Consider the following 14820-nt stretch of genomic DNA (forward strand, 5'->3'; position numbering starts at 1 on the left):
CCAGCACCAGCAGGACTGCACTTGAACTGGCCACCTGGCAAAATGACGATGTCAGCGGCGACGCGCCCTTCAGCATGCGACGGCCCCAAAGACCGGAAAAGCCGTAAGACAGCGCTGCGCCGAGACACAAAAGGATGCCGACGGTTTGCGCCGATGCGAGGTCGAATCCTGCGCCGCGCAGGATGACGACGCCGGCGAGGCCCATCAGCACGCCGACAAGTCTGTGCGTTGTCAATTTCTCTTCGCCGAAGGCCGCCGCGACCAGCGCGGTGAAAAGCGGCGTCGTCGCATTGATGATCGACATCAAGCCCGTTGTCGTCATTGCCTGACCGGCGGCAACGAGCGCGAAGGGTACGACGTTGTTCAGAACCCCCATGACGAAGAAGGGAGCCCAGCCGGCCATGCTGCGCGGCAGGTCGACCCGCCAAAGGAGCACCAAGGGCAGCAGAAACAACGCACCGAAGCCGACGCGGCCGAATACGACCGTGACGGGCGGAAGCTCCTTGAGCGCGACGCCTGCGAATACGAAGCCCAGGCCCCACAGGAGCGACAGGAATACGAGCAAAGCGGCGTCGGTCCGGTCAATGTGGCCGGTCGGTTTGTTCATGATGTCGGACAGCAAAAGGATCGATCAGGCCACACCATGCCTGCATCGTGCCGCGAAGGCCACCCGGTTTCCGCGCAGAGCAGGATCGCTTTACTAACGCGCTTTAGCGCGTGCGCGCTGAATGCCGAGGGCGATTATGCGCCGGAGCATCTCCGAATATTTCATCCCGTCATAAGCTGCGGCTTCGGCAAAGACTTCGTAGCGCGCAATTTCGGGATTCGGATTGGCCTCCAGAAAATACGGGATACCATCGGCCGATAGGCGAAAGTCGATGCGCGCATAGCCATCGAGTTCGAGGGTGCGGCAGATGCGGCGGGTCAGGTTCTGGATGCGCTTGTACACGTCCGGCGCAAGGTCCATCGCCGGTCCCTGCAGGATGCCGCGCTCTTCCTGATACTTGACGTCGAACTTGACCTTCGCGGTCGCGATCTTGCTTGCGGCGTCGCCGAATTCCAGCTCCCAGATCGGCAATACGCGCATGCGGTCATTGCCGAGGACACCGACATAGAGTTCGCGCCCATCGATATATTGCTCCGCAATCGCCGCGGTGCCGATCTTCTCGTGAACGAAGGTGACGCGCTCGGCGAGCTTCTCGTCGTTGTCGACGATCGATTTCTGCGCAATGCCGAGCGACGCATCTTCGCTCAGGCTCTTCACGATCAGCGGGAAGGACAGGCGCGGCGGCCGCTTGATCTTCTTGTGCATCGGGAAGACGGCGAAGGCCGGCACCGGAATGCGGTGATAGTGCAGCAGCTTCTTCGACAGGTCCTTGCCGCGCGACAGCATCAATCCACGCGGATTGCAGCCGGTATAGGGAATGCGGATCAGTTCGAGATAACTCGCGACGTTCTGGTCATAGGCCGGCTCGCCGTGAAATTCCTCCAGCAGGTTGAACACGATGTCGGGCTGGAACGAGTCAATCTCGGCGCGGATCGGGCGCAATTCATGCTGCACGCCGAGCACGCGCACTTCATGTCGTGCCTTCCTCAGCGTGTTGACGATGTCATAGCCCGTCTTGAAAGCGAGGATTTCCTGCTCGCTGTAACCTTTGATCGAGTCGGGCGGGACTTGTTCCGGATGCAGCAACACCAGAACGCGGGTTCTTTTCATAGAGCGAACCATTGTCGGCGCGACGGACTATAGAGCGAGTGAACCGTCTTTGCCGTTAACAAAACAGTGAAATCCGTAAGTAATTGCCGCTCCGGACCCGAAGCGCGCAATTTCAACTCGCGGCAACGGTCGATCATATCATCGAGCAGAGAGTCAAGTGTGAGCTGATATTCACCGGTCCAGCGCGCAACCGTCTGGCGAAAATAGGAGCGATGCTGGCGGATGAAAGACGCCGCGGTGGGAGCCGTGCGGTGTTTCGGATCGGTCGAAAAGATACGATGCAGCTCGCGATCATAGGTCCGTGGCGTGTTCACCGAGTAGAACGCTTTCTTCTTGCGGTAGTGCTCGGCAAGCGTGACGTCGATCTGACTGAGTGGATGGACGGCGGCGCCGCGCGGCAATTGCGAGCGCTGGCCGGCGATCTCGTTCATGACCTCGTCGACATATTCGAGTTTGCGAAGGGCGGGCCATCCGGCATAGCGCTTCTTCCAGTCGGAGCGCGGCTTGAGCCAGACCGCAAAGGTCTCCGCGAAATCCTCGTCGGGATGACTTTGCGCATACCACAATCGCAGATGCTGGACGTAGTTCTTGCTCGCCGGATTGGGCCGATAATAGCGCGGGTAATGCGTCGATGAGCGGCCGAACAATTGCTGCCAGCGGCGGCGGCGTTGCAGCTTGAACGCATTCTGCACGACATGGCCGGTCTCGTGCCGCAGGATGCGCATGCATTCGTGCCGCGTGCCGCCTTCGACGTCGATGATCATCTTGCGTTCGAGGCGAATCAGCCGCGGATGCGCGAGATAGAACGGGATGGCGATGCCGGGTGTCGTATCGGGGCTGAACCACTCGTCCGACAGCCAGACATGAGGGCGGATGCGCAGATTGCGTTCCTCGAGCTCGGCCTGCAGATCGTCCATGCAGTCTTCGAGCCAGGTGCCTTCGATCGTCAGCTTCAGGTCCTTGAGCCTGAGCTTCAGGAGCTTGTCATCCGGCAGCGAAGTCCATGCATATTTGCGGCGCATCGCGTCAGCTAGTTCTTCGGTTTGAGCTCAAGCACGTTTGCAATCCGCGCAGTCAGTTCCGACTGCTCCTTGATGGTTGCGGCAAGTTCGGCAGGTCCACCGGGATTGACGACCTGGCCGGTCGCCAGCAGCCTGTCGGCGATGGCCTTGTCGGAAATGACGTCGATGACATCGCGTGCGATGCGTTCGCGCAAGGCGAGCGGCATGGATTTCGGACCATAGAGTCCCGCGGTCGTCTCGACCGCAAGGCCGCCCCAGCCAAGTTCATGGACGGTCGGAATGTCCGGAGCGAACGACGCGCGCTCGCGGCTTGTCACTGCAAGGACGCGGATCTTTCCGGCGCTCGCAAGCGGCTGCACGATTGCGGCCGACGTAAGCAGGAAGTCGATCTGGTTGCCGGCGAGGGCGGTCGCCGCCTCCACGATATTCTTGAACGGGATCTTCTGGACCTTTAGCACGCGCGTCTTGATAAAATAGTCGAGCGTGAAATCGGGAACGCCTGGCGCGCCGGTGACATTGAGCTTGCCCGGCCGCGCCATCGCTTCCGCGACGAACTCGCCAAGCGTCCTGTTGGCGGACGACGCCGGCACGTTGACGGTCAGGACCGTATCGGTCACGCGCGCGATCGGCGTCATGTCGCGTACGAAATCATAGGGCATCTTGTCGAGCGTATAGGGGTGCGCCATGAACGAGGCGCTCGATGAATAGAGCAGGGTGTGGTCGTCATTGGCCTGCAGGAACGCGTTGATGGCGAGCAGGCCATCGGCGCCGGGTTTGTTCTCGATCACAACCGGCTGGCCCCATTTGGCCTGCAGCTTTTCGGTCATCAGGCGTGCGGCGACGTCGGTCGCGCTGCCGGCCCCGAAGGGCAATACGAATCTTACCGCACGCTGCGGCCAGGCCGGCGTCTGCGCGCAGGCGGGCGCGGCTGCAGCCAGCAACGGCAGGGCGACGAGTGCTGCTGCGAGCCATCCCCTTCGTGTGGTCCGCGAGCGCTTCGCTCCCATCGTCATTCCCGTCCTCCCGCCATCGTGACTTCACAGCCAATTTTCACATTGGCACCATTGATAGCTGCGATTCCGCATGGTCACAATTCTTGCGGACGGGGTTGGTTCGGTCGCCAAATTGAACCGGATGGTCGCCTCATGCGACAATGGCTGACCGGTATGCCCGGGCTTGGATACTGCCTGCCAGTCAGGGGGGAGCGCTTCGATGAAACGGATATTATTCCTGGCCGTGCTCGGCCTCGCATTGTCCGTGTCGCCGGCCATGGTGTCGCCCGTCATGGCGCAGAAGCGCGTCGCGCTCGTGATCGGCAACGACAATTATCAGAACGTTTCTCCGCTCCGGAAGGCAGCCAATGACGCCGACCGCGTGGCGAAGACGCTGAAGGGACTCGGCTTCCAGGTCATCGCCGCGACCAATCAGGACCGGCGCGGCATGAGCAACAGCCTGACGGCCTTCGAGCGCGCGCTCGGCCCGGGCGACACCGCCTTCTTCTTCTTTGCGGGGCACGGCTTCCAGATCAAGGGTGAGAACTACCTGCTGCCGACCGACGTGCCGCTGGCGCTCGACGGCGAGGAGGAGAAGGTTCACGAGAACTCGTTCCTCGCACGACGCATCATGGAGCGGGTCAAGACCAAGGGCGCGCGTACCACCGTGGTCGTGCTTGACGCGTGTCGCAACAATCCGTTCGAGCGCGCGGGCACCCGCAGCGTCCGCGGCGGTGGCGGCCTTGCGGCGATGAGCGAGGACGGCGCCTTCGTGATCTATTCGGCGTCGGAGAACCAGACAGCGCTCGACTATACCTCGGATGACGACAAGGATCCCAATTCGGTCTTCACCCGCTTCTTCGTGAAGGAACTCGAGACGCCGGGCCTTTCGCTGGTGCAGGTCGCAAAGCGCACCCAGGCAAACGTTACCGAGCTCGCGCGCAAGTACAAGCACGCGCAGCGCCCGGCCTATTACGACGAGATCGTCGGCGACGTCGTACTGAACGGCACGCTCGATCCAGCGAAGGCGAAAGAGACGGTGCCGCAGCAGGTCGCAGCGGTGACGCCGGTCCAGCCGTCGCCGCTGCCGAGCCGCCGCAGCGAGCCCGAGCAGCTCAATGCACCTCTGGCGAGCTTCATGCGCCACAATGGCGGCTGGTCGGTGACGCTCTCGTTCGCCGATCCGGTCACCGCGATCTCGTGGCGGTTCGGCGAGAGCGGCAACTTCAAGGAGACCGGTCACCTCAACACCCTCGATCCGCGCACACGCAAACGCATGCCCAACCCGTCGATCCAGCTCGACGCGGATGCGCCGGAGGGCACGATCTATGTGCGCTATGCGGACGAGCGCGGGCAGTGGGCGGAGCCGTTTCCGATCAAGTTCGATCCGGCAGGCGCGCTCGAACGCAGCCAGCGCGAGATTCTGGAAATGACGTCGAGCAACTGGCTGTCCTTCCGCGAGTTCAACGGGCTGATGGTCTATTACACGCACCTCCTCTCGTATCGCTGCGCGATCCGCGAGGTGAAGATCGGGATCGACTCGACGGTGCCGGACAAGAAGCTTGCGATCCCGCCCTGCGATCCGCGCGATCCGTCCTCGATACCGAACAACGCCCAGTCCTATATGAAGCTGCCTGCGAGCACGAAGGTGATGTCGGTTGAATTGACCTATCGCGACGGTACAACCTCCGAGGTCAAGACCTTCAGGGCGGACCCGCGCGGCAATCGGTAAGCGCAGACGCGTCTCGATCGACGTCGCCCCGGCGAAAGCGGGGGCCTCCGGAACATCCTCCCGGGCCTGCGCCCGGACGACCGCATCTGTGCTATCGGTTCCTGCAAAACGGTCTTTGCCGCGTCTGCGAAGCTCGTTAACACGCGCGCGAAAGTGCCTTTACAGGATCAAGATCGTTCATGCGCACACAAGTCGGAATCATCGGTGCAGGCCCGGCCGGGCTGATGCTGTCGCACCTGCTGCATCTCAACGGCATCTCGTCGATCATCATCGAGAATCGCAGCCGCGAATATATCGAGCAGCGCATCCGCGCCGGCCTGATCGAGCAATGGGCCGCCGACATGCTGACCGAAACCGGCGTCGGCGAGCGCATGGCGCGCGAGGGAATGTTCCATGACGGAAATCATCTCTGCTTCAACGGCGCAACTCATCATCTGAATTTCCGCAAGCTGGTAGGCAAGGGAATCACGATCTACGGCCAGCAGGAAGTGGTGAAGGATCTCGTCGCGCGGCGACTCGCCGATGGCGGGCAGATCCTGTTCGAAGTCGAGGACACGAAGGTCCACGATATCGGAACCGACAAGCCGTCCATCACCTTCCGTCAGGGTGGCAAGGAGCAGCGCATCGACTGCGACTTCATCGCCGGTTGCGATGGCTTCCATGGCATCTGCCGACCGAGTTTCCCGGCAGGCACGCTGACCTTCTACGATCGCGAATATCCGTTCGGCTGGCTCGGCATTCTGTCGGAATCGCCGCCGCCGGACGACGAACTGATCTACGCCTATCACGACAACGGCTTTGCGCTTTACACGATGCGTTCGCCGACGCTGTCACGGCTCTACATCCAGGTCGCTTACGACGAGGATGTGAACAATTGGTCCGACGACCGCATCTGGGAGGAACTGCACACGCGGCTCGGTGGCACGCGCAAGCTGCAGGAGGGCAAGATCCTGCAGAAGGGCGTGACGGCGATGCGCAGCTTTGTCTGCGAGCCCATGCAGACCGGCCGGCTGTTCCTCGCCGGCGACGCCGCGCATATCGTGCCCCCGACCGGCGCGAAGGGCATGAACCTCGCGCTTGCGGATGTGCGTATGCTCTCGCGCGCGCTCGATTCCTATTACAAGAAGAACAATAGCGATCTGCTGGCGGGCTATTCGCAAACCTGTCTCGACCGGATCTGGAAGGCGCAGCGCTTCTCGTGGTGGATGACGCAGATCTTCCACCTTTTCCCGGACGAGGTGCCGTTCGATCGCCGCCGCCAGTTGGCGGAACTCGATTACATCGCCCACTCGACGGCGGCGCAGACCTCGCTCGCCGAACAATATACCGGGCTGCCCATCGCTTAGGTTTCGACCTCCCGCGCTCCTTGCGCGCAGAACAGCCCATGCTTGCGCGTCCCATGGCCCGACCGTTATGGTTGGAGTTCAAGGGCCGCGCGGCAGAGTCTGCCGGAGACAAGGCCGCACAGGGAGGTTGGCATGGCAACTCGGTGGGGCCTTCGGGCGTCGCTTGCGTTACTGACGCTCGGGCTAACCGCGGGGGTAGCCTCCGCGCAGGACCCCGCAGCTTCGTTTCCGAACAAGCCGATCCGCATGGTGGTCGGTTTCGCTGCCGGCGGCGGCAACGACATCTTTGCCCGTCTGATCCAGAATGAATTGCAGAAGCGGACCGGCTGGACTGTCGTCATCGAAAACAAGCCGGGAGCGGGCGGACGGCTTTCGGCGGAACAGGTCGCGCGCGAGCCGGCCGACGGCTACACGATCCTCGTCGGCGCCAGTGGCGCGATGGTGATCGGACCGCTGATCTACAAGACCGAATACGACACGCTGAAGAGTTTCACGCCGGTGACAATGATCGGCGACTTCCCGCTGTTCCTTGCGGTCGCCGCGGACCATCCGGCCAAGACAGCAAAGGATCTCGTGGCGTGGACCAAGGCGAATGTCGGAAAGGCGAATTACGCGACGTCGTCGCCGGCCTTCACGCTGCCGTCCGAGCTGTTCAAGTTGAGATCCGGCGCGAACGGCACCGCGATCCCCTACAAGAGTTCTGCGGAATCGATCCTTGGCGTGATTTCCGGCAACGCGGCGATGACCGTCGTCGATCCGCCGCCGCTGGTCTCGCAGGTGCAGGGCGGCAAGATGCGTGCGCTTGCGGTGCTGGCGAAGGAGCGCTTCCCCGATCTGCCCGACGTTCCGACCATGACGGAATCCGGTTTTCCGGATGTGAATGTCAGTCTGTTCAGCGGCTTCTTCGTGCCGGCCGGGACGCCGAAGGCGATCGTCGACAAGCTGCACAAGGAACTGAATGCCGTCATCATGAACAGCGAGGTGACCGGCAAGCTGCGCGGCATGGCGGTGGTGCCGCGCGGGTCCGGGACGGATGAATTTTCCAGGATCATCGCCGACGAGCAGAAATTGTGGGCCGAGGTGATCAAGGCCGGCAATCTGAAATTCGCAAACTAGAAGCGCAACACGGGCGGTGCCCGGAACGCAACGACAAGCAGTACCGTTTTCCACTGACGCGAGGCGAGCAATCGTCTCGCGTTTTGCTTTGCGAGCGCTATTTCGCAGCCATTCCGCCGTGCTCGGCTGCAAGCTTCAGCAATCCCGCAATAGCTTGTTCGGTCGTCGCGAGGTGAGCATCCATCAGCTTTGCCGCCTGCGCGCTGTCGCGTGACAGCACCGCCTCCATGATCGCGCGGTGGTCGCCGACCGCATCGCGCACCTTGGCCGCGCTCTCCTTGCGGCGCAGGAGGCGCAATTTGCGATAGCGTTCGGAATGATCGGTCAGCGTGTTCCAGAAGCGCAGCCGCCACGACGATCCGCAGGCTGACACCAGGGCGAAATGGAAGTTGCGGTGACGCACCTCCCAGAGCTCGGCGGCCTTGCGGTCGCTCGCGCTCCTGGGAAGCGGGGTGCGTGCGAGCTGTTCCATTGCGTCGGTGATGCGCGCTTCCCAGTCCGCGCCGCCGCGTTCGATCGCGCGCCTGAGACAGCTGCGCTCCAGCTCGCGGCGCGCCGACATCAGGTCGTGCCATTCCTCCGAGGACACGCCGCAGGCGCGGAAGCCGCGTTGCGACTCGCCGAGCACGAGTCCGTCGACCGCGAGCCGCATCAGGGCTTCCCGGATCGGCGTCAGTCCGAGCGCGAAGCGCTGCTGCAGAGCCTGCGGGCGGAGCCGTTCGTTCGGAATCCACTCGCCATTCAGGATTTCCCGGCGCAGCGTCTGGTAGGCGCGCTCAGCTTCCGAACGCGGCTCGAGGCCAAAGGTGAGGGCGGGGTCTTGCATCGGTCGTCGGACGGTTTGACAGAATTTATAAATTTTGATCCACTCGAATTTATAAATTCCGCCGGCGGCGGTGACAATGGGGGGACGGTGTCGATGAGTTGGTCGCTCGTAACCGTGGCGCTGGACGGACCGACGGCGTGCCTGGAGGTCGGTGGCGAACTCTACCGGCTGGAGCCCTCGCTGGCGCGGGCGGGCCTTCCGGGCGCAGCGACCGTCGTCGACCTGTTTTCAGACTGGGACCGTTCGCGGGCCGCGCTCGACAAGGCGGCGACGCTCGTGCGCGCCGAAGATCGCATCCCTGCCGGCACGCCGCGGCTCGCGCCGCTTCTCTATCCGGGCAAGGTGCTGTGCGCAGGCGCGAATTACTACGACCACCTCAAGGAGATGGGCGTCCCCGATACGCGCAAGGAGGCGCAGCGTCTGTTCTTCTTCTTCAAGCCGCCGCGCAATGCGGTGGTCGGAGAGGGAGCGACGGTGCATATGCCGATTGGCACAAAGGCATTCGACTGGGAGATCGAACTCGCCGCCGTGATCGGCCGCAAGGCGCGGGCGGTGAAGGCCGCCGATGCGCTGTCTCATATCGCCGGCTACACCGTCAGCATCGATTTCTCCGCGCGCGACCACAACCGCGCGCCCGAAACCTTCTACAAGCTCGACTGGGTTGCCGGTAAGGCGCACGACACCTGCTGCCCGATGGGGCCGCGCTTCGTGCCTGCATCCGCGATTTCCGATCCGCAGAATATCGGCCTGAAGCTGTCGGTGAACGGCGCCGTCAAACAGGATGCACGCACCACCGACATGATCTTCTCGATCGCGGAACAGATCGAAATCCTGTCGCACATCATGACGCTCGATCCGGGCGACGTGGTGCTGACCGGCACGCCGGCCGGCGTCGGTGCGCCGAAGCAGACTTTCCTTTCGGTCGGAGACCGCGTCGAGGCGGAGATCGAAGGCATTGGCGCATTGTCGGTGACGGTTCAGGAGCCGCTGATCGGGTGAACGGCGCAACACAGGGAGTGTCGACATGATCACCAGACGGACCATGATGGCGGCAGCAGCCGCGTTTGCTCTTTCGGCGCCCGGCGTTGCATTCGCGCAGGGACAGCCGATCCAGTTTCGCATCTCCACTGCCGGCGCCGAGCAGGACTGGCTGGCGCGCTCGCTCTACCAGTTCAAGGAGAATGTCGAGAAGGACCTGCCCGGTCAGATCGCGATCTCGGTGCATCCGAACTCCTCGCTGTTCCGGCAGGGCACCGAACTGCCCGCGATCCAGCGCGGCAATCTCGAAATGAGCACGATGACGACATTCGAGATCGAGCAGCAATTGCCCGAATACGGCATCTTCTCGGGCGGTTACGTGTTCCGCGACTATGACCACATGCGCAAGGTGATGGATGGCCCGATCGGCAAGGAATACATCGCCGCGGTCGCATCCAAGATGGGCATCCAGATCATCGACTTCATCTATCTCGGCACAAGGCAGGTGAACCTGCGCCAGCTCCGCGAGGTGAAGACGCCGGCGGACCTTGCCGGCGTGAAGCTACGCATGCCGCCGGGCGCGGGCTGGACTGCGCTCGGCCGCGGGCTCGGTGTCACGCCGACCCCGATGGCAATGCCGGAAGTCTATCTCGCGATGAAGAGCGGGGCGATCGACGGGCAGGAAAATCCGCTCGCGCTCGCGCGCTACAACAACCTGCAGGAAGTCTCGCAGCAATTCGTCCTGACCAGCCATCTGGTGCAGCCGGTTGCCTTTGCGATCGCAAAGCCGGTGTGGGACAAGTTCACGCCCGCCCAGCAAGAGGTGCTGCGCAAGCATGCGCGCAGTGCCGCTGAGTTCAACGACAAGGGCCGCCTGACGGACGAGAAGGAACTCGTCGAGTTCTTCAAGAAGGCGGGCCTCAAGGTGACCGAGCCCGATCTCGCGGCCTTCAAGGCATCCGTCGACAAGCAATATGCGGAGGCGGGGATTTCGCAGAAGTGGCGGGCCGGGCTCGCCCAGCGCATCGCCGATACGAAATAGGCCCGCCTTGCGCGAGAAACTGACAGCCATCGCCACCCGGTTCCGCATCGTCGCGGAGTGGGTGACGACGGCCATGTTCCTTGTCGTTTTCCTGATCTATCTCGCCGGCATCACCGCACGCTACGTGTTCTCCGCGCCGATAGCGTGGTCCGACGAACTGGCGATGATCGTGTTTCTCTGGTGCATGTTCTTGACCGACGCTTTCGTCAACCGCGAGAGCGATCACGTAGGCTTCGATATCCTGTGGGAACGGCTGCCACCAGGTGGAAAGCGCGTGGTCGGCCTGCTCCAGACCGGGCTGTTCGGCATCCTGTTCGCGGTCGCATTCCCCACCATCGTCGATTACGTGATGTTCCTGTGGCGCGAGCAGACCTCCGCGCTCGAATGGCGGCTCGACCTCGTCTACATCTGCTTCATCATCTATTTCGCGATGGTGATCGTCCGGCTCGCCGCAAAGTTCGTCACGCTTCTCGGCTCGCACTGGCGGGAAGAGGTGGAGGACGATGTGCCGCCCGCCGCACCCAATGTGATCGGCTGATACGATGCGCGCCAGCCTTGCCGTGATGATCCGATGAGCTGGCCGTTTATCTCACTGCTGATCGTGTTCGTTGTCGCGGCGGCGCTGCGGCTGTCGATCGTCCTGTCGATGTTCGCCGCCGGCATCGTCTATCTGTGGGTCAGCAAGCAGGACATCGGCCTTTTGGTCGATCAGACGCTCAACTCGACGATCACCTTGAACGTGCTGCTCGCGATCCCGCTTTTCATCCTGACCGCGAACATCATGAATGCCTCGACCATTTCGGAGCGGCTGTGGACATTCGCGAATGCGATCGTCGGCCGTCTGCCGGGAGGGCATGGGCATGTCACGGTCATGACGAACCTGATCATGTCATCGATGACCGGCTCCGCGGCGTCCGACGCCGCCGGCGCGGGCATGGTCGCGATCAAGATGATGCGCAAGCAGGGCCATTATCCGGGCGGCCTTGCAGTCGCGGTCGCTGCGGCCTCGTCGTTGCTCGGACCGCTGATCCCGCCGTCGATCCCGATGGTGCTCTATGCGCTGATTTCGGGGGCCTCGATTGGGGCGCTGTTTCTCGCCGGCATCGTGCCCGGCCTCCTCATGGCGCTGTCGATCTCGATCCTGATCCTTGCGATCGCGAAGCGGCGCAATCTGCCCCGCGGCGAGCCGGTGCCGCTGCGGCTCATGCCCCAGGCATTCGGGCAGGCCTTCGTGCCGCTGACGCTGCCGGTGGTTCTGCTCGGCGGCATCTGGGGCGGTGTGTTCACGCCCACCGAAGCGGCCGCGGTCGCAGCATTCTGGGCGATCCTGATCGGCGTGGTCTGGTACCGCAGCCTGACCTTTGCGGGGATCGTCGAGGCCTTTCGCGAGTCGTCGCGGCAATCGGCGGTGGTGATGCTGCTGCTCATCAGCTCGTTCATCGTGAACTACGCGATTACGAATGAAGGGATCGGGGAGGGCTTGTCGCGCTGGATCGCGTCGCTGGACCTCTCGCCGCTCGCCTTCATGCTGCTCGTCAACGTGATGTTTCTTGTTCTCGGCACGGTGCTGGACGGCGCAGTGATGCTGCTGGTCTTCGTCCCGGTTCTGCTGCCGACGGTCAAGGCGCTCGGCATCGACCTCGTTCACTTCGGCGTCGTTGTGATCGTCAACTTCATGATCGCGATCATCTCGCCACCCTACGGGCTCATATTGTTCGTGCTGTCGTCGCTGACCAAAGTGCCGATGCGCGACATCAACCGCGAAATATGGCTGTTCTGCCTGCCGCTCGCGATCGTGCTCCTGCTCCTGATCGCGTTTCCGCAGATCACGCTGTTCGTGCCGCACATGTTCGGGCTGAAGTAGCGGCGGGCGCTACACGTCGAGCATGTCTTCGCTTGCGAACTCGGCCTTCTCCTGGATGAAGGCGAAGCGCGCTTCGGGCTTTGTGCCCATCAGCTGATCGACCGATTTTGCGGTCCCGGATTTCTCCTCATCGAGCAGCACGACCTTCAGAAGCGTTCGCTTCTTGGGGTCCATGGTTGTTTCCTTAAGCTGCCCCGCCATCATTTCGCCGAGGCCCTTGAAGCGGCCGATCTCGACCTTGGCGTTGGCGTGGAATTCCTTCTTGAGGAGCTCGTCGCGATGCTTCTCGTCGCGTGCGTAGAAGGTCTTGCCGTTATGCGAGAGCCGGTACAGGGGAGGGACTGCGAGATAGAGATGGCCGTCCTCGATCAGCTTTGGCATCTGCCGGTAGAAGAAGGTGATCAGCAGCGATGCGATATGCGCGCCGTCGACGTCGGCGTCGGTCATCACGATGATCTTGTCGTAACGCAGATCGGTCTCGCGATAGTGCGAACCATAGCCGCAGCCGAGCGCCTGGATCAGGTCGGCGAGTTGCTGGTTCTGCGCGAGCTTGTCCTTGCCGGCCGAGGCGACGTTGAGGATCTTGCCGCGCAGCGGCAGCACAGCCTGCGAGGCGCGGTCGCGCGCCTGCTTGGCGGAGCCACCGGCACTGTCACCTTCGACGATGAACAGTTCGGAGCCCTGTGCCGCAGTGTTCGTGCAGTCGGCAAGCTTGCCGGGGAGGCGCAGCTTGCGCACCGCGCTCTTGCGCGCGACGTCCTTTTCCTGGCGCCGCCGAACGCGTTCCTCGGCGCGCTCGATTACGAAGTCGAGCAGCTTGTTCGCCTGCATCGGATTGCCGGCGAGCCAGTGATCGAACGGATCGCGGATCGCCTGTTCGACAACGCGTGCCGCCTCCGGTGTCGCGAGCCGGTCCTTAGTCTGGCCCTGGAATTCCGGTTCGCGGATGAAGACCGAGATCATCGCGCAGGCGCCGGCCATCACGTCGTCACTGGTGATGACGGCGGCGCGCTTTTCCTGATTGGTGCGGGCGGCATGGTCGCGCAGACCCTTGAACAACGCGGTGCGCAGACCGCTCTCATGGGTGCCGCCGTCGCGGGTCGGGATCGTGTTGCAGTATGAGGAGACGAATGGGTCGATGTCGGCGACGAATGCAATCGCCCATTCGGCCGAACCGTGGCCGGCCTTCTTCTCGGACCCGCCGGCGAAGATGTCGGGATGAACGCGGGTCGCGCTTTCGATCGAGGCGGAAAGATAGTCCTGCAGCCCGCCTGGAAAATGCAGCACGGCTTCGGCCGGCGTATCGTCCTTGATCAGCGAGGCATCACACGACCAGCGGATTTCCACGCCGCCGAACAGATAGGCCTTGGCCCGCGTCATGCGGAACAGGCGCGCCGGATCGAACTTCGCCTTGTCGCCGAAGATCTGCGGATCAGGCTTGAAGCGGACCTTGGTGCCGCGGCGGTTCGCGACCTTGCCGAGCTTTTCCAGCCCGCCCTTCGGCTTTCCGCGCGCAAAGGTCATGCGGTAGAGCTGCTGACCGCGCGCGACCTCGACTTCCACCTTTTCCGAAAGCGCGTTCACCACCGAGACGCCAACGCCATGAAGGCCGCCCGAGGTCTCGTAAGCCTTCGAGTCGAATTTGCCGCCCGCATGCAGCGTGCACATGATGACTTCGAGCGCAGACTTTTTCGGGAATTTCGGATGCGGATCGACCGGCATGCCGCGCCCGTTGTCCGTCACCGCGATAAAGCCGTCGGCCTCGAGTTCCACCTCGATGAAAGTAGCGTGGCCGGCCAGCGCCTCATCCATCGAATTGTCGATGACTTCGGCGAAGAGGTGATGCAGCGCTTTCTCGTCGGTGCCGCCGATATACATGCCGGGGCGGCGGCGGACGGGTTCCAGACCCTCCAGCACCTCGATGTGATGGGCGGTGTATCCGCTATCGTCACCCCCGCGCGCGGCCGAAGCGCGTCCCGCAGTCCCCCGCTTTTTGGCAGCCGGTGCAGCCGCGAAAAGATCGTCGGACCTGTGAGTCTTCTTCTCGGCCTTGGCGTTCTTGTTCACAGTCCGGGTTTGCTTGGTCGTCTTGGCCATGCTTGATCGTGGGCTGATAGTGCGGTGCTCGAATCGAGGGAAGCGGTCACTATGCCACGCCCGTGGCGAATCCTTGAAACAGCATAGG

Annotated in this window: 13 protein-coding genes; 7 read left to right on the plus strand and 6 right to left on the minus strand. The window is 62.7% G+C overall.

Annotated elements, in window-relative coordinates:
* From VNZ93_RS20445 to VNZ93_RS20460, 4 genes are all read right to left on the minus strand, one after another.
* On the minus strand, positions 1-607 hold a 607-nt coding region (locus tag VNZ93_RS20445), incomplete at its 3' end, for a DMT family transporter (RefSeq protein ID WP_325709546.1).
* Between the two features lie 93 nt (positions 608-700).
* A complete protein-coding gene (locus VNZ93_RS20450) occupies positions 701-1717 on the minus strand; it encodes a D-alanine--D-alanine ligase family protein (protein ID WP_325709549.1) in 1017 nt (338 codons plus the stop codon).
* Positions 1714-2739, minus strand: coding sequence for a putative zinc-binding metallopeptidase (locus tag VNZ93_RS20455; RefSeq protein WP_325709552.1), 1026 nt, complete (start codon positions 2737-2739; stop codon positions 1714-1716). Before VNZ93_RS20455 ends, VNZ93_RS20450 begins: the two co-directional genes overlap by 4 nt.
* A gap of 8 nt (positions 2740-2747) precedes the next feature.
* On the minus strand, positions 2748-3752 hold the full coding sequence (locus tag VNZ93_RS20460) for a tripartite tricarboxylate transporter substrate binding protein (protein WP_325709555.1): 1005 nt from the start codon (positions 3750-3752) through the stop codon (positions 2748-2750).
* Positions 3753-3951: 199 nt separating this feature from the next.
* Between VNZ93_RS20460 and VNZ93_RS20465 the strand changes: the two genes are divergently transcribed.
* From VNZ93_RS20465 to VNZ93_RS20475, 3 genes are all read left to right on the plus strand, one after another.
* Positions 3952-5463: a caspase family protein gene (locus VNZ93_RS20465; RefSeq protein WP_325709557.1), complete on the plus strand. Its 1512-nt coding sequence runs from the start codon at positions 3952-3954 to the stop codon at positions 5461-5463.
* A gap of 179 nt (positions 5464-5642) precedes the next feature.
* Positions 5643-6809 carry a 4-hydroxybenzoate 3-monooxygenase gene (locus VNZ93_RS20470; RefSeq protein WP_325709559.1) on the plus strand — a complete coding sequence of 389 codons (1167 nt, stop codon included), beginning with the start codon at positions 5643-5645 and terminating at the stop codon, positions 6807-6809.
* 132 nt (positions 6810-6941) lie between these two features.
* Positions 6942-7925 (plus strand): tripartite tricarboxylate transporter substrate binding protein, encoded by a 984-nt coding sequence (locus tag VNZ93_RS20475; protein WP_325709562.1) that lies wholly within the window; start codon positions 6942-6944, stop codon positions 7923-7925.
* 97 nt (positions 7926-8022) lie between these two features.
* On the opposite strand, the gene VNZ93_RS20480 is transcribed toward VNZ93_RS20475, so the two are convergent.
* Positions 8023-8751 (minus strand): GntR family transcriptional regulator, encoded by a 729-nt coding sequence (locus tag VNZ93_RS20480; RefSeq protein WP_325709565.1) that lies wholly within the window; start codon positions 8749-8751, stop codon positions 8023-8025.
* A 93-nt stretch (positions 8752-8844) separates the two neighbouring features.
* On the opposite strand from VNZ93_RS20480, the gene VNZ93_RS20485 reads away from it, so the two are divergent.
* From VNZ93_RS20485 to VNZ93_RS20500, 4 genes are read left to right on the plus strand one after another with little or no spacing between them, the layout of a single operon-like run.
* Positions 8845-9750 carry a fumarylacetoacetate hydrolase family protein gene (locus VNZ93_RS20485; protein ID WP_325709568.1) on the plus strand — a complete coding sequence of 302 codons (906 nt, stop codon included), beginning with the start codon at positions 8845-8847 and terminating at the stop codon, positions 9748-9750.
* 25 nt (positions 9751-9775) lie between these two features.
* Positions 9776-10771 carry a TRAP transporter substrate-binding protein DctP gene (dctP, locus tag VNZ93_RS20490; protein WP_325709571.1) on the plus strand — a complete coding sequence of 332 codons (996 nt, stop codon included), beginning with the start codon at positions 9776-9778 and terminating at the stop codon, positions 10769-10771.
* A gap of 7 nt (positions 10772-10778) precedes the next feature.
* The gene (locus VNZ93_RS20495; protein WP_325709574.1) at positions 10779-11309 is read left to right on the plus strand and encodes a TRAP transporter small permease; all 531 of its coding nucleotides are present in this window, start codon (positions 10779-10781) and stop codon (positions 11307-11309) included.
* Positions 11310-11342: 33 nt separating this feature from the next.
* Positions 11343-12635: a TRAP transporter large permease gene (locus VNZ93_RS20500; protein WP_325709576.1), complete on the plus strand. Its 1293-nt coding sequence runs from the start codon at positions 11343-11345 to the stop codon at positions 12633-12635.
* Between the two features lie 9 nt (positions 12636-12644).
* Here the strand turns inward: VNZ93_RS20500 and parE are convergent, their stop codons facing one another.
* The gene (parE, locus tag VNZ93_RS20505) at positions 12645-14702 is read right to left on the minus strand and encodes a DNA topoisomerase IV subunit B (RefSeq protein ID WP_414710140.1); all 2058 of its coding nucleotides are present in this window, start codon (positions 14700-14702) and stop codon (positions 12645-12647) included.
* Positions 14703-14820: the final 118 nt, after the last annotated feature.

It is taken from the genome of Pseudorhodoplanes sp. (genome assembly GCF_035565795.1).
In the GTDB taxonomy this organism is placed as follows: domain Bacteria; phylum Pseudomonadota; class Alphaproteobacteria; order Rhizobiales; family Xanthobacteraceae; genus Pseudorhodoplanes.

What these genes read in the sequence shown, in the direction of transcription:
- VNZ93_RS20485 (WP_325709568.1), top strand. Translation starts at nt 8,845, where the DNA reads ATGAGTTGGTCGCTCGTAACCGTGGCGCTGGACGGACCGACGGCGTGC.
- VNZ93_RS20500 (WP_325709576.1), top strand. Translation starts at nt 11,343, where the DNA reads ATGAGCTGGCCGTTTATCTCACTGCTGATCGTGTTCGTTGTCGCGGCG.
- VNZ93_RS20470 (WP_325709559.1), top strand. Translation starts at nt 5,643, where the DNA reads ATGCGCACACAAGTCGGAATCATCGGTGCAGGCCCGGCCGGGCTGATG.
- VNZ93_RS20475 (WP_325709562.1), top strand. Translation starts at nt 6,942, where the DNA reads ATGGCAACTCGGTGGGGCCTTCGGGCGTCGCTTGCGTTACTGACGCTC.
- VNZ93_RS20450 (WP_325709549.1), bottom strand. Translation starts at nt 1,717, where the DNA reads ATGAAAAGAACCCGCGTTCTGGTGTTGCTGCATCCGGAACAAGTCCCG.
- VNZ93_RS20465 (WP_325709557.1), top strand. Translation starts at nt 3,952, where the DNA reads ATGAAACGGATATTATTCCTGGCCGTGCTCGGCCTCGCATTGTCCGTG.
- VNZ93_RS20460 (WP_325709555.1), bottom strand. Translation starts at nt 3,752, where the DNA reads ATGACGATGGGAGCGAAGCGCTCGCGGACCACACGAAGGGGATGGCTC.
- dctP (WP_325709571.1), top strand. Translation starts at nt 9,776, where the DNA reads ATGATCACCAGACGGACCATGATGGCGGCAGCAGCCGCGTTTGCTCTT.
- VNZ93_RS20480 (WP_325709565.1), bottom strand. Translation starts at nt 8,751, where the DNA reads ATGCAAGACCCCGCCCTCACCTTTGGCCTCGAGCCGCGTTCGGAAGCT.
- VNZ93_RS20455 (WP_325709552.1), bottom strand. Translation starts at nt 2,739, where the DNA reads ATGCGCCGCAAATATGCATGGACTTCGCTGCCGGATGACAAGCTCCTG.